A 24,584-nucleotide genomic window follows, 5' to 3' on the forward strand; every position below is an offset into this window, starting at 1 on the left:
ACAGTTGACGTCGCAGAGGCCGGCCCCCGGCGGGGCCGGCCTCTGCGACTTTAAGACGTTCCCAATCTGCCGCGAGGGCAACCTTGGCGCTGCGGAAGAGCCACGGATGTTGCATCCAGCGAATAATGCTCGGTGACCTACTACCGGACGAAGGCCGGCAATGGGACGCGATCAGCGAACATGCGTTCTTCCACTGGAGGAACGGCCAGGCCCACGGCCCGGACGACTTGCCCGAAGCCGCCGCCGAACTCCCCAGCCGGTACCGCATGCCCTACATGGCCAACGTCGCCTAAACCGGCTGAAACCTTGCCGGGCGGACCACCGCCCGGCAAGGCCCACCCCGCCCCAACAAAGGACCAGGGCCGGCCGAAAGGGTTCGGGCGGTCCGCCGCCGGTGGTTGGCTGCCGCTGCTGGTCACCGGCGGCGGACCGCCATCTCCGGGAGGACCGCAGGCGGAACAGCAGGTGTGCCGGCCAGACCGAGCGCGGGGCCGGCACGGGCGGATCCAGGGGAGACGAAGGGCAGGGCATGCTCGCAGGGCTCGCACCCGTTCGGGCGTCCGCTGGCGCGGCCGGCTGGTGAGTCCAGTGCCTCCGTCGCAGGGCTCCGGCCCGCCCTGGCCCGTTTCTTACGTCTTCGACGTCTTTTGGTTGCTGTCCTTCGGATTCTAGGCGTCCGCTCCACCCCGTCTAGCCCCTCCTTCGTCCGGGCCTGCGGTGCAGGAAATGTCCCTCCGGCGCTCCTGCGTCGCTGGTTTCCTCCGGGAATTTCCTGCCCCTTGCCCTGCGGGTAGACAGGGCTCCGTCGGCCGCCGAGCAAGCGAGCTTGCCAGCAACCAAAAAACAACGGGGGGAGAAGGGGACGCTGGCCGGTCACCTGAGCCGCCCCACCCACCGGAATCCTCTGCAAAAGGAGCAACACCATGAACACCACACCCACCCTCGAAATGCTCGACCCGGCCACCCTGACCGTGGACATAAACGTCCGCAAAGACGCCGCACTGACAGCCGATTTCATTGCCAGCATCAAGGAACACGGCGTGATGGAACCCGTCATCGCCCACCGCAAGGAGGACGGCGTGGTGCATGTCCTGATGGGACAGCGCCGCACCCGCGCCGCCGTTGAAGCCGGGCGCACCAGCATCCCGGTGATGATCATCGAGTCCCCCGAGGAAGCCGAACGGATCGTGACTCAGGTCGTGGAGAACATCCAGCGCGCGGAACTGACTGAAGCGGACGAGGCCGACGCCTACCACCAGCTGTCCCTGATCGGTGTTTCAGCCGCCGCGATCGCCAAGAAGACCGGGCGCACTAAGACCACCGTGGAAGGGGCGCTGAAAGCCAAAGTCTCGACCGCGGGAGCCGCCGCCCTGGGCAAGGGATACAGCATTGATGAAGCGCTCATCATGGCCGAGTTTGAAGGGAACCAGGACGCCACGGAGGAATTAGAGTCTGTGATCGCGGACGAACCCGATCAGCTCCTGCACGTCGCGCAGATGCTCCGGGACCGCCGCGACCGCGCCGCCGCCCTCGCCGCACTCATCGCCCAGCTAGAGGCCGAGGGCAAGACCATCGTCGAGGACGCCGGGCATTACGCCAACGAAGAGAACCTGTACGTGTCGGCCGCGAAGCGGGCCGACGGGGAACCGGCCACCGACGAGGACGCCAACGCCTACCTGATCAGCACCGACTACCGGGGCCAGCACAACGCCCAGCCGGTTATCACCGGCTGGAAGGACCTGGGCTTCACCCCGAAGTACGAACGCTACGACGGCGGCACGCAGGCCCAGAAAGGCCCCATGACCGCGGAGCAGAAGGCCGAACGAAAGACCCTGATAGCGAATAATCGCGAGATGGAGAGCGCAACGAAGGTAAGGCGTGAGTTTGTGAAGACCCTGCTGTCCCGCAAGACCGCACCGAAGGGCTGGCAGTACTTCACAGTCCACGCCATCACCCACGACCCGGAAACCGCCAGCGGCTACGACGGCACGGTCGCCACCGAAATGATCGGGGCCAAGATCGGGGAAGACAACGACCGGTGGGGCTGGAACCCGTTGCGGGACCACACCGCCAAAACCACCACACGCCCCGAGTTCTCCCTCCTCGCCCTTATCTGCGCCGGGTATGAAAAGACCATCCAGAAAGACTCATGGCGGAGCGCCGAGAAGCGGCACTTCCACTACCTGAACCAGCTCACCGCCTGGGGGTACACGGCCAGCGCCGTCGAGCAGATCATCATCGACAAGCACACCACCGACACCGAGTAGCGGACAGTGAGCCGGGCGGCTGACCCCCCAATACAGCCGCCCGGCCACTCACCCGAGCAAGGGCCAGGAACCTCCCGCACATCGGGCGGTCCGCCGCCCCGGGCGAACCACAGCAGCCACTCACCAGCGACGGACCGCCATTAGCCGCGACAACGCGACCGGCCGACCACCACCTCGCGGGACTAGGAACAACGAGGTAACCGGCCCGTGGCAGCAGCACAAACCGTTCAGCTAAGCTGAACCACAGATTTCCTTTGCAGAGGGAAAACCATGGAAGGGCCGGCACTACAGTGCCGGCCCTCACCGTTTAACGCACTATATCGCAAAGCCGAAGAGTGTTACGGGCTCTAGATAGTGACATTCTGAGCTTTTGCGCATCCCAGGGACGCTCCGAGAGGTCTGCGGATTCGCCCCGTGGCATTGCCCTTCCCTGGTCCCATTCAGGAAAGCTCGGAGGCGTCGAAGAGACTGAGTTGTGCAGGGATTTGGTGGCGTATGGCCCTGCGGGACCGAGTCCTTTCGCGTTCTTGCGTCGATTCAACAAGCTCCAAGATTTTGGCGTGGGCTTCGCGGTCCCCTTTGGTACCAAGCACCTTGCGCTTCACTTTCCAAGATCCATCCGATTGCCTAGTAGCCAGTCCTGCTTCGGAAAGGAGATCGAGTGCCGTGACCACTTCTTTGTGCCTCCCATACCTGTAGGTTCTCTGCAGCTCTTGGGAAATGCTTTGGCTGGTGACTCGTTCTTCCGAGGTTCCAGGACCGAACATCAACGGCCAAACGCGGACGTACATGTAAGTGGCGAGATAGAGCGGTTCAGCGGGATCATTCATGAATCCGCGCGATGTCTTGATGTGGACGAAGTGTTCGGGCTTGATATTCAGGTTTCGATCCAAGTAGCTGGCGATGCTGAGGTCCGGGAGTCCACTGACGAGAACGCCGTTATCAGGGCGGGGTATGCGAGCAAAAGTGTACTTATGCGTCAGCCTCGCATATTGGACGATGCACGGAGCCTTACCCGGCTTATATGAGTGCGTAGGGTTGTGGAACCGGTCATCCAGGACGCGTGCACAGGCATCGTTGGACAATTCAACAGGCACGAGCCACATCACGTCTATCCGGCTCGGGGCCACTGATGAACCGTCGGCCAGCGCGACTTCTTGAATACCTTCGTAGCCCAGGAGTTGGCTGCAGAGCTTGTCTACCGAGTTCTCGTGTCTCGCGATCGAAGCAATCTCACCAACGAGGACGGAATCATCTTGGAACACGACCAGAAAGTCGGGGGTAACGGTGCGCGGTGCTGAGCCGGCATCAGACGTTGTGCATTTGGGATATCGCTCAAAGTGCTTGACGGTTTCAGGAAGGTCCAGCGCGTCGCCCGCGAACATCCACTCAAAACACGAAACGACATCAACATACTCGTCGTACCGACGGTAACCCTCGCGCAAATTTGCAAGGCTCTCAGGAGTGCGTGCCATTTTATCCGGCGCCTACCAGGTCCTCGAGAGACACGCGCTGCCGCGGCAGGGACTCCTCGATCGTCTCAGCCGAGAAGTGCTCCCCGATCCGCTGAACGAGGCGGGCCAAGGAAGATGCACTGGAGCGAAAACTGGGGTAAATGTCTATAGCAACTGGCGAGGTGACAACGACATCAAAAGTGGACCCGTCGGCGTGGTCGGCAATCATGAGGTGTAGATAGGGGTTTTCATGCAGCACGGCCACGGAGGTTAGCTGAGTGTCCTCCATCAGGCGTCGCAGGCGCTCGGTGTCACCTGCGGTGGAGAAGACATCTTCAGCAAGGTTGATAGTCAAGGGGAGGCCAAGGGGCCTATCGACAGCGCGCTGTCGATTTGAAAGTAGATCGAGCCGTTCTGCCGCATAAGCTGCGAAGGAGTCAAGGATGTTGGCTGCAAATGCACGGAACTGTCCTGAGTAGAAAGTTGCCCCGCTAGTCCTGCGCAGGTGGCAAAGTAAATCACTTTCCACGGAGACCGTTAGCGACCGTACTGAAGCTCCTTCCAGGTTCGCCAGATCAAAAACATCGTCCGGCGTATATCTGAAGGAATCCGCTTTAGCTGGCCAGCCCCTGTTGAGGGATGAAGCATCGGACTGGCGCCATGCCGCCATCCGCACAACTTCCGGACGCCCAATCGAATCCAACTTCCTGGCCAGGCGACGGAACTTGTCCTCGTTGAGAAAGCAGCGCATAACGTCCGGCGCACGGGAAATGGATCGATTTACGCGGGCCCAGCGTCTGTCACTCGTGGGAACCGACCCACTGATATGGAATACGCCCGGGTGAGCAGTTGCCCAGCTCGCGACGACAAAATCTCCGTCGTCATCTGAGATTCTTACGAGACTACTGGACCCGTTGGTCAGTGTTGCGAATCCGCTGTCCTGCCCGAAGAGCATGTCGACGAGGTTGCCATCACACATCACCGTCTCAAACGCCAGCTGTTCGCCGCGCTCCAAACCAAGGACTTCATGGGCATGTACCAGTGACGCCGGCACGCCGTTCTTGTTCGCGGCAGCCCATAATCTCCGGTCGAAGGAGCTCGAGATATGGCCACGGAGAGCGGCGCCGGATGAACGATTATCCATTTAGTCCCTGCACCGCCCTATTTCCCGTTTCGATTACTGCGGCAACTCTATTACTTGAATGCCCTCACAGGATGTCAGGGCAACCAGCCGACCTTAGGGCCAAGTTAAAGCGAGAAGGCCAGCGCGGACGCCGGCCTTCTCTGATCAGGTTTCTCGCGAGGCCCTACCGAGTCGGCAAAACGAGTCTCGAACGAAGGGAACGCAAGCGCTACCTACACCCGGCAGGTTGCCCCTCTTACAAGGGGGACCTAGCCTGACGGCATGCCTCCAACTTCGCTAAACACTGAAGGCTCCTGATCTATGTCAGAGCGTATAGGAGTCGTAAGTAAATGCAAAATCAAGCTTTTACTAATCAACCGCCCGGATGGTAGCGTTTGTGCATCCGGTATAGCTACGTTAGCGCAACCCGTATAGATATATCTCCTGATCGCTACTCTATAGGCCGCGGTCAAGGGGCACAAAATTGAGGAAAAAATATTGGAAATCCAGCTCGCTCGGGCAGCCGAGCTCTCCAGAAGAATGGGTGGACGCAAGGGTGCTCCAGTGAGGCGATCCTTCGTGCAGTCGGCAAATGGGTCCACACCTCTTTCCCAGATCATGAGTGGTCGCTCCGCCCGTAAGGGAGGTGGCGGCAGGGGAGGCAAAACGAGGGTCGCCGTACTCATCTCCCTACTGTGGGTCTTAGCAGCAGCTCCGCACGCCTCCAACCGGCCGGCACGCTTCTGGGCCGAGCTCATCGGTCTGGACGACCCCGGAACGGCAGGAGCACGGACGGTTAGCTCAAGTCTCACCGAACTCGAAAAGCGTGGCTTCATCACTCTGGACCATTCGGTCGCTGGATCGCCTCCAACCGTTCAGCTCCTCAGCGAAAATGCCAACGGGGCGGGATACACGTTGCCGGGTGCGGCCGCCAAGAAAGGACACGTAGATCCATATTTCCGTGTTCCCGAATACTTATGGACAGGCGGGGCAATTGGTACCCTAAGCGGCCCCGGGCTGGCCATGTACTTGGTGGTTCTAAGCGTGCATCGTAACGATATTGAGGACCATCGCATTTGGTTCGCCCCGGCGACTTTCAAAAGTCGATTTGGCTTGGGAGACAGCACCAAGAAGACAGGACTGAGGGAGCTCGTCGACGCCGGCATACTGACGGATTATATTGAGCCACTCGACCAGGCCGGCGAAACGGGAAACCGAACCTACAGCAGGAAGACCTACCGGCTGGACAGTAAATACGCGTAACACCTGACCCTCAAATTTCGTAGCGCCGTCCATGATGGCGATGTACTGCCCTGGGCTAGGGGGAGTCCAATTACTCGGCACGCGAGGCCGCCTCACTACTTCCAGCGATTCAGGCGCCCTTTTAGCCACCGCTCTCGATAGAGTCAGCGCATGGGGGTATGGAGCAAGGCCAAGGTAATCTTTAGCGGGACCGCACGGGCATCTCTGGCCGTTCCGGAGCTGACGAGCCCTTCAGCGGAGCTCGCCGAACCGGCGCACCTACCGGCGGTGACTCCGGTGTCGTTGCGAGGGGACCTGAGGGGACTGCCGCGGCGCCCGCCGGAAGCGCGCAGCTACGAGGCAGAAAAGGCAAAGGCGGCGGCGGTCGGGCAAAGCGTCAAGAGCTACCGCGCAGGTTATGTTCCTCCGGCAGAAGCCAAGAGCGAACTGGTTGCCGACCCTGACGGTATGCCGCCCCTTCGACTGGTACGGTCCAACAACGGCCTGGATTTGGCCCTCCCCGATGGACAGCTGGTCGATTACAAGATCCTTGCGCTGCGGCACTTTCAGATTTTCGCGTTCCGCGTCGTTGGCATGGGCTTTCATGAGGACCCCAACAAACCGTTCAATTTCCGTAACGGGCAACGTGTCCAGGTTGTCCGCGAAACCAACAACGAACACGACGCCAACGCCGTCGCAATCACGACGGGCCGCGCAGCGAAGAAGATCGGCTACGTGAACAAGCAGCGGGCTGCATGGGTCGCCAAACTCCTGGACGCCGGTCAGGAACTAGATGGCATCATCATCCAGAGCAAGGCAGCCTCACCACGTGTCCTACTGACCACCCCTGAAATGCTGGCATACCTTCAGCGAGACTAAAGAGCTGCTGATGGGTGGCCAGTCGTCACCGGGCTTCTCCCGCCAAGACGCCCGCGGTTAATGGGCCCCCTGCCATCGGCTATTACCCTTGGCTGGAATTCTCGTAGTGGTCCGCGGTCCAGTGGCCGTCGAAGAAGCCCCGGTCGTTGCGCCGGTGCATGCGCGTGTCGATCAGGGGCGAGGCGAGGATCGACTCGCACAGCGGCGTCAGCGCGTCCACCACGATCGCGCCGAGGTGGGCGAGGATCTCGATCTGTCCCGTCGTCCGCCCCAGGAGCAAGGGAGCCATTTCGCTCAGGACGTGGTCGGCCTTCTCCTCGGGCACGCCGAAATGGACGCCTCCTTCCACATTGGCGTAGTACTTCACCACCTCGAGGACGGTCAGCGGTCGTCCTAGGACCACGCCCACCCTCGCGCCGATGAAGTACTTCAGCTTGGGCAGCGCCGGGTCCTCAGACCCGCCGACCAACTCGGGACCGCCGAGCCGGAGGGCGTACGGCAGATCTTCTCCCTGCTGGCCGTCCTCCGGAGCGCTCCACTGCCTGATGCGGAACTCCGTCGGCACCTCCGGGCGAGCGGCCCGAACAGTGTTGAGGAGGGGACGGCCGTCGATGAGGAGCTTGCGAAGGAGCGGCGCGATCCCGAGCAATTCGTAACGGCTCCGCGCGCCCGGATCCTCGCTTCGCCGTCGGACGTCGGAGACTGTCTCGACGAGGAGCCATTCGGCGAGCATCGTCTCGGGGCCTATCTTCGGTGCCATGGTGCCATCTTCTGCTGGTGAGACGGTCGCGGTCCCGTTCTCTGGTGCTGACCGCCGGAACCAAGTGTATGCACGCGCTTGGCCAGGCACATTCCCGCATGACCCGCCCGCAAAACTGCTCGGTGAGGGTCGTTCCTTATCCGCGACAGTCAAAAACGACCGTTTCTGACCTGCCCATGGCAAGCCTCAGAAAACGACCCGAATGCCCCCACAGCGGTGGTCAGAACTCGTTGCCGGAAACAAAGCCAGTCAAAAGGTGAGCTGTAGGTTTTTGACGGGTGGTCAAGGTGTGTCGGCCACAGTTAGCCGCAGGTGCCTCCAGCGCCTAGCGCGACAGCCGTGTTTCGGCGGGGCGGGGTCATTTACCGCCGGGTATGGTGCGTTTGCGGAAGGTGCCGGCGATGGAGAGTTTGCTTGAGTATTGGATGGACCCGTAGCGGAAGAGGTGCACGGCGAGTCTGAGGATGAGGAATCCGATGATGAAAAGTTCGGCGATGACGATGGATGCCTCGAGCGGGCCAAGGGTGCCGAAGCCGTTGCGGAGCAGTGCGGTCACGGGGGCCGAGAGCGGGAAGTAGGTGAAGATCTGCACGATGGGCGCGTGCGGGTCGGAAATGATCAGGGTCATGGCGTAGAAGGGGACGAAGATCAGCGCCATCAGGGGCCCGAAGATCGTGCCCGCGTCTTTTGCGGTGGGCATGACCGCGCCGATCGCGACCAGGACACCGGTGAAGACGGTGAAGCCGCCGAGCAGCAGTAGCGCCCCGACAAGCATCGTGCCGGGTTCGAAGCTCAGGGTCGACAGGTCCAGGTCGGGCATGGCGAGTTTGTCGCGGAAGAAGGCGTATCCGACGGTGATGGGGGTGAGGAAGACCAGGATCTGGACCAGGCCGACCATGAACAGGGCGATGACCTTGCCGATGATCAGCGTGGTCGGGTTCAGGGTCGTGAGGATCATTTCGGTGACCCGGTTTTCTTTCTCTTCCAGGGTGCTGTTGAGCATCTGGTTGGAGAGCAGAATGATCGACACGTAGAAGATCAGCAGGAACATCAGCGGCGGGACGGCGGATCCGAGGCCGCCGGCGGGCTGGCCGTCCTTGAAGGTCTGGGATTCGGTCTTGACGTCGCCGCTGGCCGCGGCCATCAGTTGCGGGGAGCCGATCCTGGCCTGGGCTGAGGCGGTGAGGATCTGTTTGGCGACGGCGTCGTACTTGCCGTTGTCGAAGATCCCATGGTCCTGCCCGTAGACCTTGACCGGCTGGGTGGCGATGTCGGCGGGGTAGGCGAAGTAGGCGTCGGTTGCGCCGTCTTTGACGTCCTGCAGCGCTTTGTCCGGATCGCTGGCCTGCCGGCCGCCCATGGCCGTGGCGATCGCCGGGGTGATGAGTCCGGAGGCGTCGGTGTAGGTGAAGGACATGGCCGCGGTCTTCTGGGCGTCGGCGCTGGCGGCGGTGGAGGAGTTGCTGAGGTAAATGAGCGCGAAAACGATCGCCATCACGACCGGGATGGCCAGGGTGGCGATCCAGAAGCGGCGTTTTTTCACGGTGCGGGTGAATTCGAACCCGACGACGGTGCCGAGGTTGTGACCGGCGAAGGGGCGCTTCGGGGTGGGCGGCGGACTGGCCGGTGCCGGGGCGGGGGAGGGGAGCGGTGTGGAGGTTTTCTGTGTCATGGGGCTTATGCCTCCGCCATGTCGTGGGTTTCGCCGTAGACCTTGATGAAGACCTCGTCCAGGGATGTCCTGGCGGTGGTGAAGGACTTCACGGCGACGCCGTGGGTGATGAGTTCGCGCAGGACAGTGGCCTCGTCCGCGCCGGGGCGTGGGGAGAGCTCGGCGTGCCCGCCGCCAGCACTGACGATGTCATACAGGGCCGAGGAGGGCAGGGTCCCGGTGTACGTGAGCCGGTAGACGGTTCCGCCGAATTGTTCCTGGACGTCGGAGACGGTGCCGTAGGCGCGGGAGGTGCCGTTCTTGAGCAGGATCACCCGGTCGCAGAGGCGTTCGACTTCTTCCATCTGGTGGGTGACCATAATGACGGTCGCGCCGACGAGTTTCTGGTCTTCGATGATGTCCATGAGCAGGCGCCGGTTGACCGGGTCGAAGCCCTTGGTCGGTTCGTCAAGGATCAGCAGTTCGGGGTCGTTCATGATCGTCACGCCAAGCTGGATTTTCTGCTGCTGCCCGCCGGAGAGCTTATCCAGCCGGGTGGTGGCCTTATCGGCGAGGTCGACCCGTTCCAGGTAGTCCCGGGACCAGGTTCTGGCCCGTGTTTTGTCCAGGCCTTTGAGTCGGCCGAAGTACACCATCACGTCCAGGACGGACTCTTTTTTGTACAGGCCGCGCTCCTCCGGCAAGTACCCCAGCCGGGCCCCGTCCTGCGGGGCGAAGGGTTTGCCGCCGATGTGCAGGGTCCCGGCGGTGGGCTGATAGATGCCCAGCAGCGCCCGGAGCGTTGTGGTTTTTCCGGACCCGTTGCTGCCGAGGAACCCGAAGGTTTCCCCGGCCCGGACGTCGAAGGAGAGGTCTTTGATGACCGTCGTGTCCCCGAAGTCCATCCGGAAGTCTTTGATGTGTACCAGCGGCTCGGCGGCCGTGTCCCCCAGCGTCATGGCACCACTGTAACCGGAGGCGTGGGTATCGGTCTTCGACGGTGCACGACGCGAGGACGTGCGGGGCCGGCACAGGGTGCCGGCCCCGCACGGGTTTAGCCTGGAACGTTCCGCGGGTCGTTGCCGTGGCTGTTCTTCTCGCCGATCCGGCCATCCTGGTTTTTGATGATGTGCTCGACACTGTCGCGGGCGGCGGCTTCCCGGCCGTCGGCTACCGCCTCGTCCTTGGAGGCGTAGGAGGCGCCAAACGCACGGTCTGTCCCCTCGCGCCGGTTCTTCCACTGGCCATCTTCGTAGTAAGTCTCAACGTCACCCTGGGCCATCACACTGCCTTTCTGTCACGGACTGTTTACACGCGCCACGCTACACAACCCCAGCCCCTGGACGCTCGCAACCGGCCGACAGTGCACAGGCGAACACGAAAAGTCAGCCATGGACGACATGGGTGCGGAGATTGCCTGGTGCCTGCAGCATCTCCCGCCCTCAGCGGAGGCAGCTGTTGCTACGTCTCCATTCAAAACCGCAGGCGGGTCACCTCGATCGTTGACGCAATTGAGGCGAAAAACGCCTAGAATTCAAAGGAATCTGGCTAGTCATTCAGTTGAATGATTGCTAGAATGGAGGGAGCAGGTCAGCCAGACGAACGAAACTTATCGAGATGCGAAACCAGGTGCTGAAATGACCCTCACCATCTACACCAAGCCCGCCGGATGCTTCGGCTGCGCCAAGACCAGGCAGAAGTTCACCGACGCAGGCATCGCCTTCACCGAGGTCGACGTGACCACCAACCAGGCCGCCTTCGAGTACATCACCGAGGAGCTCGGCTACTCCCAGGTCCCCGTCGTGGTCTACGACAAGGACGACTCCGAGGACCACTGGTCAGGGCTGAACCCGGCGAAGATCGCCCGGGTCATCGAGATCGAAGCCGCCGCGCATGAAGGCGTCCGCTCGTGAGCGGCGAGGCCGGCGTCACCGTTATCGGTAATCTCACCGCCGACCCTGAGCTGAGATTCACCGGATCCGGGACGGCCTTCGCCCGCTTCACTATCGCCTCCACGCCCCGGACCTTCGAGGCCCGTGCCGGCAAAGGATCCGACGGGGACACCGTGTTCGTGGCCGCCACGGCATGGTGGGGCATCGCCGAACACGCGGCCGCGTCGCTGACCAAGGGCATGCGTGTGATCGCCACCGGAACCCTCAAGTCCCGTTCCTTTACGACCAGGGCGGGGGAGGGGCGCACCGTGACCGAACTCGAGGTCGAGGACATCGGTCCGTCCCTGCGCCGCAGGACCGCGCAGGTCACGCGCACCGGTCCCGGCCCGGAGCAGGACGAGGAGCACCCACCGGACAGGTTCGCCCTGTCCGCCAGAGAGTACGGGGACGATGATGCGTGGTTCGGCCTCGCGGCCAATCCGACCGGCCGCATCAACGTTCCGGCTCCCGATACCGAGCCGGCACACTGAGCGTGCGACCATGGCCGAAACGTCCAGTAGACGAATGCAGGGAGACTGATGGCTAAGACGCCGAGGGAACGGTACGGAACCAGGCTGGCCGGATGGATGGGCTGGCTGGGCATCGTCGTTGGCACGGCAGTCGCCGGCCCGGCAGCATCCCGGCTTGCGAACAGGGGTTTCAGCTGGCCGGACGCCCTGCTGGTCGCGGCAGGTGTTTTCCTGCTGGTGTTCTGGGGTGTCCGGCTGGTCCTGCTGGACCGGGCTCTCAGGAGCCACGCCGGAGGCAAGTATTCATGAGCCGGGCACTGCGGGAGGGAAGATCAACGGGATGAAGAAGATCGCGGCATTTACACCGTATTTCACAGAGGATGAGGCCGGGCAGGTCCGTGCGGCATTCCTGGCCGCCGGCCACCTGGAGGGGGACGCGTCCGTGTCGGACTTCATCGTGCGGGCCACGATGCGGGAGGTGAAGCGGCTGCAGCGCCGGCACAACGCCGGCCGGGCGTGGGCCCCTGTCCCGGCCGGCGGACTGCGCCGCGGACAACGCACCAAAGATGAACTGCAGCACCGGAACGAGGGAACCTGATGATGGCCAAGCGGACAGAGGACACCAACGCGCCACCGAGGCTCACGGCTGGTCCGGCGCTGCCCAGGATGCTGACGCTGGACCAGGTGAAGGAGGTCCTGAATGTCAACACGCCTTTGGTGTATGCGCTGGTGCGCAGCGGGGAACTGCGGGCCGCGCAGTTCGGCGGCCGGAACGTCTGGCGCGTCCGGGAAGATGACCTGCTGGCCTACATTGACGCCGCGTACGAGAAGACCGCGCACCGGATCGCTGCCGGGCAGATCCCCGAGGAAACCACCAGCGAGGACTGACCCACCTGAGGGTTCCCTGGAACCGGTGCTGGGGCAGAATGAAAGCATGTGCGGCAGATACGTGATGTCAAAGGCGACCGGTGATCTCCTGAGTCACTTCGAGGCCAAGGAAGTTGAGGGCAGCCCGCCCCCGCCGAACTGGAATGTAGCGCCCACGCAGGACGTCCCCATCATCACCGAGAAGCTGGATGAGGACTCCGTGGAGCGCCGGCTCCTGATTGCCCGCTGGGGTCTCGTTCCGTCCTGGGCCAAGGACATCAAGATCGGCTCTAAGCTCATCAACGCCCGCAGCGAATCCATCCTGGACAAGCCCTCGTTCCGCAAAGCAGCCATCACGCGACGCGCCCTGATCCCGGCCGAGGGATATTACGAGTGGGAGAAAACCGGGGACGGGAAGAAGATCCCGCACTACTTCTATTCCGAGAAGAATGACCTGCTCGCATTTGCGGGACTCTACGAGTTCTGGCCCGACCCGTCCCTGCCGGAGGATGACCCACACCGGTGGCTGCTCAGCTGCACCGTGCTGACCACCACGGCCCACGATTCCCTCGGCCACGTCCACGACCGGGCCCCGGTCATCATCCCGCCGGAGATGTACGGGGCCTGGCTCAACCCCGGCACCACCGGAAAGAACGACGTGCAGGAGCTGCTGAACGCCATGCCCGAACCGGTCCTGACACCACGGGTCGTCACGGACCGGGTGAACAGCGTCCGCAACAACGGACCCGAACTCCTCGACCCGCCCACCTGACCCCGCCCGGCCCCCTTCGACGGGGCAGCAGGCAAGACGTCGAGGAGACCACGAGGATTGGCCGCCACCCAAAAGTGACGGCCAATCAGCGGGTGTGGTGCACCCGCTTGCGGGTGTTCTTTGTGGTCCTTGGCTGAAGAAAGCCGGCCCCTCACCCGGGGTGTGCCGGGGCGCACCGTCTTGGACCATGGGGAAGGACCCCGCCGCTCCTTAGGACTGTGTGGTCGCGGTGTCCAGGATGTCACCGTGCGGGGGAGCGGACGCCTGACACGCGGTCTTTGCCGCGGAGGTTTTCCGCCGTCGTGAGACGGCCCCTGGTTCGAGTCCAAGCTTCCTCAGCTCCTCGGTGCTCCACCCGTCCTTGGTGGCCCGGACGTAGGAGCGTTTGTCGTCTCGTTCAGCATCCGCGAGTTGTTCCTTGAGGTCAGCGACCCGCTGCCGGGCTTTGACTAACTGCGTGACGGATTCGATGCGCGAGTCGAGCAGCGCGCGGGCCTGGTTACGTGTCTGTTCAATGTCGAGGTTCGCCATGACTCCACCCTAACCACCACATCCCCGAGGCCACGGCACGAACCGCCGCGCAGAGAGCGATCCGGAAAAGCGCCGGAGCAAGCTGGGAACTTAGCCGGGCTAAGTTCGTGTCGCTACCGAGAACTGCGTTCCGGTCGCGGCAGACTGAAGTCTGATCCCGGAGTTCCGGGTCGCTGCGCTGGCAAGGAACGAAGGGCGGGACAAATGAGTGAAGGCAACGGCTTCGCCGGTTGGAAGTCCCGCCGCCGCCGGGCCAACGTCGACGGCGGCAGAATGCACCGCCATGAGGTCAAGGTCAGCCCCGAAGAAGAAGCCCAGCTTCTCGCCCTGGCGGAGAAGCACCGCGTCACGATCCCGAGGCTTCTGATCGAAGCGGCCCTGAACGAGGACAGCGAAAGCCCCTCGGAACGACGCGACCAGTTCATGCAGCTGTCCAACCTGCAGCGCCTCGTCGGGTCCGTCGCGAACAACATCAACCAGATTGCCCGGCACGCCAACTCAACCGGGGAAGTGCCGCCCGAAGCGGCAGCAACGATCGCCCACGCGAAGAGCGTCATCATCCGTATCGACCGGCAGCTCGCCGACATGGCCGGCCGGTAGTTGCCCCGTGATTCCGAACATCACCCAGGGCGACCGCATGGCGGGCCTGATGATGTACCTCGCGGGCCCGGGGCGCGCGAACGAACACGAGGAACCGCACCTTGTCGCCGGCGACTCCGCACTCATGGCATGGCACGACGACAACGAGCTGAACCGGGACGCTGCCCTGGACATCGCCAACACCCTGGACCGCGCCCAGCAGTTCTACAAAACAGATGTGGACGGCGGCCACGTCTTCCACTGCTCCCTGAGCCTGGCCGCCGAGGAAGGCCAGCTCACCGACGTCCAGTGGGGCGCCATCGCGAACGATTTCATGAAGGACATGGACTTCACCGAGGACGGCGGCAAGGCCCCGGCCCGGTGGGTCGCCGTCCGCCACGGACTGAGCAAGAACGGCAACGACCACATCCACATCGTGGCGTCCATGGTCCGCGACGACGGCACCAAATGGAACAGCTGGAAGAGCAAATACAAGTCCCAGCAGGCCGCCCGGGCACTGGAGAAAAAGTACGGGCTCACCGAGCTTGACGCCGTCCGCGCAGAACGCGGATTCACTCCCGCGGAACAGGCCAAGGCCATCCGCCATGGCCTGCCCGAAATCGAGCGCCACAGCCTCGCACGCAAGGTCCGCACCTGCGCCGCAGCATCAACCGACGAGCCAGAGTTTGTCCGCCGCGCCCGCCAGGAAGGCCTGCTCGTGCGCCCCCGCTACGCCGCCGGCCGTACCGACGTCGTCACCGGATACTCCGTCGCCGAACGCCCCCGGAAGGGGGAGCGTGCCGTCTGGTTCGGCGGGAACTCCCTGGGACGTGACCTCGCCCTGCCCAAGCTCCGGACCGGATGGGACAGCACCCCCGAAACAGCTACCTCTGCGGTCGCGGAATGGAACGCCGCAGCACGCAACCGCAGACCAGTATGCCCGGGCCGGGAAACACTGCAGCCCTCCGCTGAACTGTGGAGCAAGTACGCCCACGATGTCAGCGCCCTGCGCGAGAGGCTGGCCACCACACCGCACGATGACCACGCTGCCTGGGCGCAGGCAGCCCGCGAGGCATCTGCCGCTTTCGGGGCCTGGTCCAAGCGGATCGAACCGACGCCGGGGCCGCTGGCGGACGCTGCCCGGGAACTGTCCAAATCGGCCCAGCTGCGGCGCTACCCGCCACGGCCGGCGGTGGCTTTGCCGTCGGCACGCGGCGCGTCCATGATCCTTTTGGCGGCGGCGTCCAAGAGCGACCGCGCCGCCTACGCGCTGATGTTCCGGCAGCTCGCCCAGACCGCCCGAGCAATCCACGACATGCACAAAGCCACCGACGACCTCCGCCGCGTACGCGGCCTCGCAGCCGCCGTCACCGCCGCAAGCAAGACCATTGAAGCCAGCGCCACCGCACACACCACCACGGCACCGTCCGTGACGCTGGAAGCGCTCCGCGAACAACACCCGGGAGCCAGCGAAGAAGCCCTCCGGGCGCGGCTGATCGCCGAACGCTCACGGGGCGGCTCACCCGTCCCCACGACACTCACCAAAACGGATCGAACACTGCAGCAGGCAGGGGCAACCGGGCCTCTAGAACCCAACCGGGACCATCATCCGAATCCAGGCATCGAGCGATAGGGGAAGAGCATGAGCGAAGCAGACGGAATGGACGACGCGATCGACGGTGCGATGCGTACCGGGCTGATGGTGGCCAGCCGCATCGGCGAGCAGCTGGCCAGAATGCGCGAAGAGGACCAGCGCACCATCGCCGCAACGGAGGAACACCGGGCGCGGCAGCTGCAGGACCGGTTCGACGCCCAGCACGCCGCCGCCCGGGCCCAGCTCGCGCCTGTCGCCCGCGAGGACTGGTGGGACAAGGCCACCCCCGCAATGATCGAGCGCGCCCACCAAACGGCCACGGCGTGGAAGTCCTACGACCCCGAAGCCGCCCAGGCGTCAGAGCGGATCCGAGATCAGGTGCAGACCCGCTACGGCATCGACGTCAACAACACCGGCGCCGACGAAGCCTCCGTCTCCGCAGCCCTCACCCGCGCACAACAGACCCGACTGGAGGCCGAGGGCGAACGGGCCAAAGCCTCGGCCGCCCGCACCGACGAAGCAGTAGCCGCCGCTACCGTTGCCACCGCAAACCGCCAGGACCGGGCCGACAGGAGCGAACCGGCGTGGGATACCGCACAACGGCGCCAGCAGCTGGCCGAAAGCCTGGAAAGCAAGGGTGACCGGGAGGCGGTCACTTCCCGCCTCCTGGCAGACAAACATCAAGGCGCGCCGGCGCTGGCGGCCGCGGCGCGGACGCCTTCGTTGGCCAAGACATCGAAGATGGCCAAGCAGGGCGGGAAGGGAAAGACGCTGGCGCGCGGCGGGCTGGAACGCTAAATGGATCGAGCAGCAACTGGGGCTCGGACGTGTGTAGTGTGATTTGTTCATCATCCAGTGCTCAATTCATCACCTCTATGGCGACACAGCGCGTCTTGATTGGGTTGCCGTGGAGAGTCGGGGAAACTGGGCGACATGGCTGGATTCGATTTCGATTTCTCATACTCCGTTGAGCAAAAGTTGTACGTCGATGCATGTATCGAGGCGGCCAAGCGCAGAGCGCACTCGATTCGTTGCCGTTGGAGGGTGAACCGATTTCCGGGTCTCCAGAGGCTTCGCTGCATCGTCGATGGCCAAACCCGAAGCTTGGACCTGCTTGGCAGGGTCTTAGAACACGACCTGCCGATCATTTGCGAAGGTGTGCGCGGCGGATTGACCCCCGTTCAGGCGCGACGTCTTGGGTTGGGCTTCACGGAACTCTTCCTGGTCGGCAGGCACACAGGTAAGGAAGATGGATGCCCAGTCCTCAGACCGGTCGATGAGACTAGTCTTTACTTCCCAGTGTTCGACTTCGTCGAACCAGGGAAAGGCTCACCCCTGTTGCAAGCACGCTTGCGTATAACCGAAGACGTTGTGACAGATTTTGGATTGGGCCGCTACGAGCCTTCCGTGATGCTTGAGGAGTTTCATACCGCGTTGGAGCAAACCTTGCGGGAGCTGTTTCCAGAATTGCCGGAGAACGCCAGATGGCCCAGGCTTATTGAAGCAGCCGAGGCGGCCGGCTACTTGTTGGCGCAGTCGAGGTCCCACCACAGCAAACCCGGCGATGAAGAAGAAACGAACGCTGAGAATAAACTGCACTTCCACTCGGACAAGCTGCTCTTGAGCGAACTGACCAAGCGGCGGAACAAGGCAAAACACAGGGACGGCGACCCCTTAGATCCATGGATATCCGAACACTGGCAGTGCGTTGGAGGGGTCTTGGAAATAATGGTGAATAGGCTGGGACGAACTCTGCAATGAGGTCGGCCGCAACGGCCTCGATTGCCGGTTTGGTTTTGCGGCCCGCGGACAGCATGGCGGCCTGCCGCAGGCATATTACGCCGCACGAGCCGGGCGCAAGGAAGTTGGGCCCTTTTGACGGTCGTAGCTGGGGTCTTCCGGGTTTGCATCGCCAATAGCGTTGACCAGGTGCAACCGTGCGGCCGCACTTCGGATTGTCCCTGCCCGAACGCCAAGCAGCGGGTACGGCTCCGGTGGGGTGGGCTCCAAACACATTAGTAAAGTCACCGAGCCACAGAGGGAAGGCGGAGGCTATTCGGAATTTTCGAGGGATCGATCGCTATCAGCGCGGATACGGTGCCACAGGATTGAGCCGCCGGCGACTAAAACTACGGCCGAGCACAAAAGCGCAAGCTGCGGTCCTGGACCAGAAGAGGACTGGTGTTCGCCTCCGGCCGGGCCCAAGAGCACTGAAACCAGCATCGTGGCTGCCAATGAGCTGATAGCCATGATGGGGGCTGTAGTGGCTGTCATTCTGCCCATGTAGCTGGGGGGTGTTGCTCGCTGCAGTATCGGGCCCTGGCATATGGCAAAAACTGAGAAGAAGACGCCAGACAGGAACATGAGTGCAGCCGCAAGTTGAAATGAAGTGGAGAAAGCGTACGCCACATAGGAAAGACCCAAAGCAACAATCGCGCCAACATAGACTCGTGGGTCTTGGCGTCCAAATGCCGGCACCCTGCTCGCAATGACTGCCACTAGCAGGCTTCCGGCAGGAAACATCGCGGCCACGATTCCGTATTGTGCCGGAGAGAGCCCGAGCGTTTGGAGCGCGAAGAGCGACAATGAAGCGTTGTTGATGCCCAGTGACGTGCCGTATAGGGCCGTGGCGTACAAGATAAGGCGTAGCTCTCCGACGCCCCAGATCGTTTTGAATCCGTCAGCAAACTTGCTCCAGTAGCTCGAGCCCTCCATCGTGGTCTCGCGGTTCGATTCTGCGCCGTTCAGAAAAACGAGGAGGAAAGCGGACAGCGCAAACGTAACCGCGTTGAAAGCCAAGGCAAACCAAGGTCCGGCCAAGGCGTACAACGCAGGACCAGACGCGGTAGCAACGATGGCCACACCAGTTGTCGCAAAACTTGATCGAGCAGCGGCAGCAAGCCGCATCTCCGGCGCAAGGATTCTCTGCATGACCGCGGCGCGGGCTGGATTGAAAAACTGCGCCAGAGCACTCACGGCTGCTGTCATCATGATTATTGGCAATATGATCGCGAGACCGTTGGATTCCATGTACTTAATGGCCGCAGCCGAAGCCACGATCACCCCAACGCGGGTCCAGTCGCTAAAGATCATTGTCCTCTTTTGCGACCATTGGTCCGTCAGCACCCCGGCAAATGGCCCAATGAGGATGCGTGGCAAGGCAGCGGCCGCAACAACGGCACCCACCATTAGCGGTGTGGCGGGGTCGGCGCCCCCAATATCAGTGATAATCCAAACGGTGAGGGTGCTGGCGAGTAGGAACTCACCGAACGAAGAGAGAGCCTGCGCGGCCCAGAGGATCGTGAAATTTCGTCCAAGGCCGCCTCGACCAATGGACCCTTGAAGCCCGGCCCGTCGCGCCGATGTCGTTGGGCTCATCACCAGTTCCGCCCGAGCAGATCGGTGGCCCTGGAGCGAGTGCTAGGAGATTTCGCAAACCTCTCAGCGATTCTCAGAGCGACGAGTGCTTCTGGATTGCCCTTGGCCGCTTGATCAAGTGCCTCGACGTCGCGCCACCTTTCCCACGAGTCATCGAACGGGATCATTTCTGGGCGTCTGTCGGCCCAGTAATGTGCGTGCTTTGACCACCCCTCGTACAGCTCCTCCCAAGATGGGAACTGTAGCGGCGCCGACAGATGTTGAACGCAGATGGGCTCACTCAACGGTTGATATCTGGCTTCCACGCTAACTCGCCACCCAGACCCAGAGTTACTGGCACCGCCATGAGGAGTGAAAGTATTGAAGATGAGCACGTCTCCAGGTTGCAATTCGGGCACGTGGCGGTCGTTTAGGAATTCCTGCCGGATCCGCCACCCGGATGGGTTTCCCGAATCCAACTCAAACGGTAGTACATGCTTGATGGCTGGTCGTCGATAGACGGGCAAGGATCCGGTCTCCGCATCCACCGGAAAGATGGGAGTCCACATGGTCAGTTGGTTCGCGCTGCCTTGTAGTTCAGGAAAGTCTTGGTGTACGTCTGGCGGGGAGTAGATGTCCGAAGACGAGGGCGGCAGGGCACGCATCCACTTAGTTGGATGGCTGAAAACGGCGGAACCGTCGAACAGATGCTGGACAAACGCCAAGGCCTCGTGCGACTGAAATATTTCCTCCAAGATCTCGTCCCTGGACGTCCGGGGGAGGAGCGCGGCTTCGATCGGGTCGTCTCCCGTAGCAACAAACGTAGGCTGGTGTTGGCCATTGAGTTCTCCGGTGCATACATTCAGGGCCTTCAGCTCAGCGACTACCTTCTTCTGAACTTCTTTCAACAGATCCAAGGGGAGAAGACCCCGGGCGATTGTGTAGCCTCGCTGTTCAAGGTCTGCCCTGGCTACCGACGCACGCTCAAGGTTGGCAGCGGTCATGGTTGATCTCCAGGGTGCGCTGCCGGGTACGCCAGTTTGAGAAAGTACAAGAAGTCGCGTTCCGGTCCGAGGTTGAACGCTGCTGCCGCAAGGGACTCCCGTATGGCGGGCGTCATGCGAGCCGATAACCCGCTGTGCAGGCCACGAAGGAGCAAGGCATGGCCCGCACGACCAACGTCCATTAGTGACTGCGCATAGATCGCATCCCGCTCATCGGCCTCGGAGCGCGCATATTCCCAGTCGATCCCTATCAGGAACGAAATACCGGGCCCCGAAGCCCACTGTTGACCTTGGATCATCCCGGCCACAGAATGTTCATCAAAGTCGACAAACGTGGGCTTTATGGAGCGGGGAGAATGGTCGAGTATCCAATAACCGTCTTTCCAGCCTTCAACAGATTGAGTGATCACACCTGCAAAAAGGTACGGATGACTAGGCAAGACCTGATAAGCGGTCCGAAGAATCTCAGAGAACACGGAAAACGGGATGGTGGTCCCCGCATTCTTAGTAAGGCTCGACCGATACAACACTCTCTTGAGCTCAAATCCCGAAGTAATCTTATCTTCAAGAAATCGGTGCGCATTAGAACGGTGAGCCGCTTCACGGGTCTCTGATTCCACGGAGCGAAGGAAGGCATATGGACGCTGCCAGTTTTTGTCAGCCCAAAAGTCGGGAACGGAGTATTTACCGGCGGTAGTCCAGATTGACGCAGTCATTCCCAGCCCTCCAAAATACCTGAGATGAGTACGGGCGCCTCCGCAGGGCCCAATCCAGATGTGTCCTCGAGAATAGAGAAGTTGACGTCGGACTTGGACCGGTATCTCCAGTTGCAGTAGCTTGCGAGAGCCGCAATTTGACCATCGGCGTGACCAGCATCGACCAGAATAGCTCTGAAGCTTCTAGGGTCCCGATATCGAAACATCGCCCTCCGTACGATCGAGCCAATGACTACCCCTATGACCCAGTCGGCGCTGGAGTCTGCAATGTGGTCCTGGTGAAGGGTTCGGATCGTGTCGTTCTGAATGGAAACAAGGGAATGTCGGCGCCCATTGAAATAATAAGCTCCGCTTTTTAGGGATGGGGAACGGTGAATGTACACAAAGCAGTCGGAGGGATGACGAGACCCGCCCGATGGAATCGATTTCTTGAGTAGCTCGACCTGGCGGTAGCCGCTTTCGGGATCATGATAGGCGGCCTGATGCCTGCGGGCGCCAAATGTTCCTGAGAGGATCAGGCTCAGCTGGCACGTCATCGAGTGCCTTAACTCATCTATTCCCAGATGCGTGGCATCTTCCAAAAGTATCTCAAAATCGGATTCAGGTTCGAGAACAATGCTTGGGTATTCGTCGGCCTCGACGAAGCCAGCCATGATCTTTGCGTCTGCAATGCGAGCGTCCATGCCCTGTGACATGTCCAGAAATGGGTGATCCCGAGTCGCCTGATGGTATCCCGAAGGGGGCGACTGCTCACTGGAGAGAAGAGTTTCAGCGGAAACTGCCTGAGTGCCTTCGCCTGTCAATTGGCCAGGGCCCGTCTTGTTGGCAACCCTATCGATTTCTTCAGAGCTCAGCGTCTCGTCGGTTCGTACTGACTCCAAGAAGCCCGCCATTTCCGGGCTGATCAACACCGCAGGCTGACCGGTGCTGGTCTCCAACCAAAAATCTTGATCATTGTCCGTGTATACGGCTACTGCGGGAGAGATTCTCATCACATGGTCCCCAAGTTCATTATTGGTTGGCAGTAACCAACGCACTTAAAGTGGGAGACAGCGGCCGGTGCACGCTAAGTGCCCGGCCACTGCCCTTCCTGCACGTGTTCGTTACTTGCCGACGCGGGTCGTCTTCGGCTTGGAAGGCTTCTGGCCCTTGGCGATTGTGATGAGGTTGCAGGAGCTTTCCTGAAGCAGGGCAGTCTTAACGGTCATGGAACTTCCTTTCAGAGGAGCCGGCAATCGGCATGAGAGGGCAGGAACGCACGTTGACACGGGGTGTCGCCGGATCTTCCCTACCCCTTACCTCGGAAAGAATTCCATCGCAAACGGATTCTGTCAATAGTTGTCACGAACTTCACAATCTAGTCATCAGCAAGTCAATTGGCAGAATGTAAGCTCCAGGTAATGGTCGACGAGCGCCGCCGGGGAGTCCGCTGGCGATATCGGCCGCCCCGCTTGCTGCTCGGTCGGAACCGCAAAAGCCAACATTTTTTGGCTGAATAAACAACGCCGATAATGGACCTTATGTAAGCTTGTTAGTACGTCAGGACAAATAACCCTCAATATCACGGCGAACAGCGCCCGTTCAGATGGAGTCTTCCCGTCCGAATGGGCGCACCTGCTTGTCGGCCTCACTCGCCCGGAGAAAATCGACCTGGTGTGCATGGAGAAGTGCTTCCCGGAACGCCGTTTCCATGCCCAGAGCCGTGGCGGCAATATCCTCGAGGGTTTCCTGCATCCATGTCACGGCGGCCGCATTGACTCGGGCTGCGGCCTCATCGGACGATTCGACCGCGCAGAACAACGCAAAGCGGGCTGCCTTCCGTCTCAGCTCGCGGGCGCGCTCCTCGATCTCCGCCAAGAGTTGATCCCGCCACACGTCGGAATTCTGCGCAGAGCCGTTTCGGCTTGAGTTTGAGCGAGGCTGGTGCAGACCGGATTGCCGCCGTCTCCCCAGGTCCTCAAGCTCTGCGGTTAGCAGCACGTCGAATGCCTGAGCCGACAGAGACGGCGTGGGTTGTTCCCGGGCAGTCTTCGTGCGACCGGGGCTTGCATCCTCCGGGATTGGCACGGAGGAGCGGCCCGGATCGGTGGACGCGATTCTGATAATGGGTTTGCCTCGCATGGCTGCTGTCCGTCCTATCTTGCGCGACCGGGTGGCGCACGACCGCGGTCATCTCATAAAGCTGCATCTTCGCAAGATCCGGCGTCGGCTATTCGGAATCAGGTGTTGCCGGATTCTTAGCGCTCACACCACAGTCGTGGCGAATCGGAACGGGGTGCCCCGCGATGCCTCGCCTGGGTGCGAGCAGCCCGCTTGCAATGCCGCTGACGTTGAAAACAGGCCGTTGCGACGATCGGTGGAAATCACCCAGCCTTGAGTTGTGCCGGCGAGATCCTGGTGTCGTTCATGTCGGGGGAACGTCGCGGACGGCGACGGAGCGGGCTCGTCGTCGGAAGCGGGCCTTGCGCCCGCCCGGCTCGTTCGCGTGGGCGGCGGTGCAGCTGCTTAACAGCAGCGCCGCGGCGATTCCCGCGGCGGCCGTGCCCGTGATGCGAGACGTCATCGGTTCCTCTGATGCTGCGGTGGTCGAGCAGATATGCGCGTAGGTCGGTCCGTCCCACGGCCTAACTGCGCCCGAGCTCAAGTGCTGGGAGCCTGCGAAAGCGACGGGGCGATTGATCAGGGCGCGGCCTTGTGGATCGATGCTAGCGCCGCTGCGAACCGTAGACCGTCATCGACTGGGTGCGCCTCCCCCGCGGCCGGCCCTGCGGCGAGGGCCGGCCGCGGGCGACTGCCCAGGTCGGTGGTGCTCCTGAATCTCTGTAAGGGTGGCCAGCAGAGGCGAACGAGACTGATGACTGCCCGACACCTGGGAACAGCAGACAAGTGGAAGCGTCCAAGTTTCGGAGGCTAGTGTCTGCCCTGCGCGCCGGAGTTGCCGTCGGCCAGGGAGACGGCACTCCAGCGCTCCGGGCTAATCTCACCGCCATAGAAAGGCAATGGAACGGCCGCACCAAGGTCGGAAAACTGAGCCCATGGCCGTGTTACACCCGCCGTGCCAAACTTTCGAACGTCTTGTACCTGATCAAGGTTGATTACATCAACGAGGGTGAAATCGTCCATACCTAGAGTCGACGTGCGAATCCGACCCTCTGGATCGACAAGCAGGCTTTGCCCGGTTGCCGTCGGTGCGGCACAGTTCACACTGGCGATGAATAGTTGGTTTGCAATTGCGTTCGCCTGCACCAGGACGACTTCCTGAACACGGTCGCCCGTTGCAGTTTGGACGACATTCAGGATTAGCTCTGCTCCCTTCCAGGCCAGGTGGCGGGCATGTTCTGGGAACCAGCTGTCGTAGCAGATTGAGAGTCCGACGCGACCGTAGCC

The 24,584-nt window shown here is 61.9% G+C and carries 28 protein-coding genes; 15 read left to right on the forward strand and 13 right to left on the reverse strand.

Annotated elements, in window-relative coordinates:
* The first annotated feature begins 125 nt into the window (after positions 1-125).
* Together ACFRJ8_RS19815 and ACFRJ8_RS19820 are read left to right on the forward strand one after the other, a co-directional pair.
* Positions 126-293: a hypothetical protein gene (locus ACFRJ8_RS19815; protein ID WP_377988116.1), complete on the forward strand. Its 168-nt coding sequence runs from the start codon at positions 126-128 to the stop codon at positions 291-293.
* Positions 294-923: 630 nt separating this feature from the next.
* A complete protein-coding gene (locus ACFRJ8_RS19820; RefSeq protein ID WP_377988086.1) occupies positions 924-2,267 on the forward strand; it encodes a ParB/RepB/Spo0J family partition protein in 1,344 nt (447 codons plus the stop codon).
* A gap of 440 nt (positions 2,268-2,707) precedes the next feature.
* Here the strand turns inward: ACFRJ8_RS19820 and ACFRJ8_RS19825 are convergent, their stop codons facing one another.
* Both ACFRJ8_RS19825 and ACFRJ8_RS19830 read right to left on the reverse strand, forming a co-directional pair.
* Positions 2,708-3,742 (reverse strand): hypothetical protein, encoded by a 1,035-nt coding sequence (locus tag ACFRJ8_RS19825; protein ID WP_377988087.1) that lies wholly within the window; start codon positions 3,740-3,742, stop codon positions 2,708-2,710.
* A 1-nt stretch (position 3,743) separates the two neighbouring features.
* A complete protein-coding gene (locus ACFRJ8_RS19830) occupies positions 3,744-4,865 on the reverse strand; it encodes a hypothetical protein (protein ID WP_377988088.1) in 1,122 nt (373 codons plus the stop codon).
* A gap of 477 nt (positions 4,866-5,342) precedes the next feature.
* Between ACFRJ8_RS19830 and ACFRJ8_RS19835 the strand changes: the two genes are divergently transcribed.
* The gene (locus ACFRJ8_RS19835) at positions 5,343-6,107 is read left to right on the forward strand and encodes a hypothetical protein (protein ID WP_377988089.1); all 765 of its coding nucleotides are present in this window, start codon (positions 5,343-5,345) and stop codon (positions 6,105-6,107) included.
* 150 nt (positions 6,108-6,257) lie between these two features.
* Complete coding sequence (locus ACFRJ8_RS19840; RefSeq protein ID WP_377988090.1) at positions 6,258-6,965, forward strand: HIRAN domain-containing protein; 708 nt, start codon at positions 6,258-6,260, stop codon at positions 6,963-6,965.
* A gap of 82 nt (positions 6,966-7,047) precedes the next feature.
* Here the strand turns inward: ACFRJ8_RS19840 and ACFRJ8_RS19845 are convergent, their stop codons facing one another.
* The 4 genes from ACFRJ8_RS19845 to ACFRJ8_RS19860 form a co-directional block, all read right to left on the reverse strand.
* Positions 7,048-7,725, reverse strand: a complete 678-nt coding sequence (locus ACFRJ8_RS19845; protein ID WP_377988091.1) for a hypothetical protein — start codon at positions 7,723-7,725, stop codon at positions 7,048-7,050.
* 358 nt (positions 7,726-8,083) lie between these two features.
* The gene (locus ACFRJ8_RS19850; protein ID WP_377988092.1) at positions 8,084-9,397 is read right to left on the reverse strand and encodes an ABC transporter permease; all 1,314 of its coding nucleotides are present in this window, start codon (positions 9,395-9,397) and stop codon (positions 8,084-8,086) included.
* Positions 9,398-9,402: 5 nt separating this feature from the next.
* Positions 9,403-10,335, reverse strand: coding sequence for an ABC transporter ATP-binding protein (locus ACFRJ8_RS19855; protein WP_377988093.1), 933 nt, complete (start codon positions 10,333-10,335; stop codon positions 9,403-9,405).
* Positions 10,336-10,430: 95 nt separating this feature from the next.
* Positions 10,431-10,658: a DUF2188 domain-containing protein gene (locus tag ACFRJ8_RS19860; RefSeq protein WP_377988094.1), complete on the reverse strand. Its 228-nt coding sequence runs from the start codon at positions 10,656-10,658 to the stop codon at positions 10,431-10,433.
* A 355-nt stretch (positions 10,659-11,013) separates the two neighbouring features.
* Here ACFRJ8_RS19860 and ACFRJ8_RS19865 point away from each other — a divergent pair, with 355 nt between their 5' ends.
* Genes ACFRJ8_RS19865 through ACFRJ8_RS19890 form a run of 6 tightly spaced genes read left to right on the forward strand, consistent with a single transcriptional unit; the run spans position 11,014 to position 13,416 of the window.
* A complete protein-coding gene (locus ACFRJ8_RS19865) occupies positions 11,014-11,289 on the forward strand; it encodes a glutaredoxin family protein (RefSeq protein WP_377988095.1) in 276 nt (91 codons plus the stop codon).
* On the forward strand, positions 11,286-11,798 hold the full coding sequence (ssb, locus tag ACFRJ8_RS19870; protein WP_377988096.1) for a single-stranded DNA-binding protein: 513 nt from the start codon (positions 11,286-11,288) through the stop codon (positions 11,796-11,798). Before ACFRJ8_RS19865 ends, ssb begins: the two co-directional genes overlap by 4 nt.
* 48 nt (positions 11,799-11,846) lie before the next feature.
* Positions 11,847-12,086 (forward strand): hypothetical protein, encoded by a 240-nt coding sequence (locus tag ACFRJ8_RS19875; RefSeq protein ID WP_377988097.1) that lies wholly within the window; start codon positions 11,847-11,849, stop codon positions 12,084-12,086.
* A 31-nt stretch (positions 12,087-12,117) separates the two neighbouring features.
* Positions 12,118-12,375, forward strand: coding sequence for a hypothetical protein (locus ACFRJ8_RS19880; RefSeq protein WP_028278114.1), 258 nt, complete (start codon positions 12,118-12,120; stop codon positions 12,373-12,375).
* A 2-nt stretch (positions 12,376-12,377) separates the two neighbouring features.
* The gene (locus ACFRJ8_RS19885) at positions 12,378-12,665 is read left to right on the forward strand and encodes a helix-turn-helix domain-containing protein (protein WP_377988098.1); all 288 of its coding nucleotides are present in this window, start codon (positions 12,378-12,380) and stop codon (positions 12,663-12,665) included.
* 46 nt (positions 12,666-12,711) lie between these two features.
* Positions 12,712-13,416: an SOS response-associated peptidase gene (locus ACFRJ8_RS19890; protein WP_377988099.1), complete on the forward strand. Its 705-nt coding sequence runs from the start codon at positions 12,712-12,714 to the stop codon at positions 13,414-13,416.
* A gap of 210 nt (positions 13,417-13,626) precedes the next feature.
* On the opposite strand, the gene ACFRJ8_RS19895 is transcribed toward ACFRJ8_RS19890, so the two are convergent.
* Entirely contained in the window at positions 13,627-13,947 is a 321-nt protein-coding gene (locus tag ACFRJ8_RS19895; RefSeq protein ID WP_377988100.1) for a hypothetical protein, read from the reverse strand.
* A 204-nt stretch (positions 13,948-14,151) separates the two neighbouring features.
* Between ACFRJ8_RS19895 and mobC the strand changes: the two genes are divergently transcribed.
* From mobC to ACFRJ8_RS19915, 4 genes are all read left to right on the forward strand, one after another.
* A complete protein-coding gene (gene mobC, locus ACFRJ8_RS19900; protein ID WP_377988101.1) occupies positions 14,152-14,547 on the forward strand; it encodes a plasmid mobilization relaxosome protein MobC in 396 nt (131 codons plus the stop codon).
* A gap of 7 nt (positions 14,548-14,554) precedes the next feature.
* Positions 14,555-16,159, forward strand: coding sequence for a relaxase/mobilization nuclease domain-containing protein (locus ACFRJ8_RS19905; protein ID WP_377988102.1), 1,605 nt, complete (start codon positions 14,555-14,557; stop codon positions 16,157-16,159).
* A gap of 9 nt (positions 16,160-16,168) precedes the next feature.
* Complete coding sequence (locus ACFRJ8_RS19910; protein ID WP_377988103.1) at positions 16,169-16,918, forward strand: hypothetical protein; 750 nt, start codon at positions 16,169-16,171, stop codon at positions 16,916-16,918.
* Positions 16,919-17,053: 135 nt separating this feature from the next.
* Positions 17,054-17,881 (forward strand): hypothetical protein, encoded by an 828-nt coding sequence (locus ACFRJ8_RS19915; RefSeq protein ID WP_377988104.1) that lies wholly within the window; start codon positions 17,054-17,056, stop codon positions 17,879-17,881.
* Positions 17,882-18,172: 291 nt separating this feature from the next.
* Here the strand turns inward: ACFRJ8_RS19915 and ACFRJ8_RS19920 are convergent, their stop codons facing one another.
* The gene (locus tag ACFRJ8_RS19920) at positions 18,173-19,498 is read right to left on the reverse strand and encodes an MFS transporter (protein ID WP_377988105.1); all 1,326 of its coding nucleotides are present in this window, start codon (positions 19,496-19,498) and stop codon (positions 18,173-18,175) included.
* 656 nt (positions 19,499-20,154) lie between these two features.
* Between ACFRJ8_RS19920 and ACFRJ8_RS19925 the strand changes: the two genes are divergently transcribed.
* Positions 20,155-20,487 carry a hypothetical protein gene (locus ACFRJ8_RS19925; protein ID WP_377988106.1) on the forward strand — a complete coding sequence of 111 codons (333 nt, stop codon included), beginning with the start codon at positions 20,155-20,157 and terminating at the stop codon, positions 20,485-20,487.
* Here ACFRJ8_RS19925 and ACFRJ8_RS19930 read toward each other — a convergent pair.
* The 5 genes from ACFRJ8_RS19930 to ACFRJ8_RS19950 form a co-directional block, all read right to left on the reverse strand.
* Positions 20,478-21,197, reverse strand: a complete 720-nt coding sequence (locus ACFRJ8_RS19930; RefSeq protein ID WP_377988107.1) for a hypothetical protein — start codon at positions 21,195-21,197, stop codon at positions 20,478-20,480. The genes ACFRJ8_RS19925 and ACFRJ8_RS19930 overlap by 10 nt on opposite strands.
* The gene (locus ACFRJ8_RS19935; RefSeq protein ID WP_377988108.1) at positions 21,194-22,135 is read right to left on the reverse strand and encodes a hypothetical protein; all 942 of its coding nucleotides are present in this window, start codon (positions 22,133-22,135) and stop codon (positions 21,194-21,196) included. The genes ACFRJ8_RS19930 and ACFRJ8_RS19935 overlap by 4 nt, the downstream gene beginning before the upstream one ends.
* 643 nt (positions 22,136-22,778) lie before the next feature.
* Positions 22,779-23,054, reverse strand: coding sequence for a hypothetical protein (locus ACFRJ8_RS19940; protein ID WP_377988109.1), 276 nt, complete (start codon positions 23,052-23,054; stop codon positions 22,779-22,781).
* A gap of 547 nt (positions 23,055-23,601) precedes the next feature.
* Positions 23,602-23,760, reverse strand: coding sequence for a hypothetical protein (locus ACFRJ8_RS19945; protein WP_377988110.1), 159 nt, complete (start codon positions 23,758-23,760; stop codon positions 23,602-23,604).
* Between the two features lie 347 nt (positions 23,761-24,107).
* On the reverse strand, positions 24,108-24,584 hold a 477-nt coding region (locus tag ACFRJ8_RS19950), incomplete at its 5' end, for a carbon-nitrogen hydrolase family protein (protein WP_377988111.1).

The organism is Arthrobacter sp. NPDC056886 (genome assembly GCF_042788715.1).
In the GTDB taxonomy this organism is placed as follows: domain Bacteria; phylum Actinomycetota; class Actinomycetes; order Actinomycetales; family Micrococcaceae; genus Arthrobacter.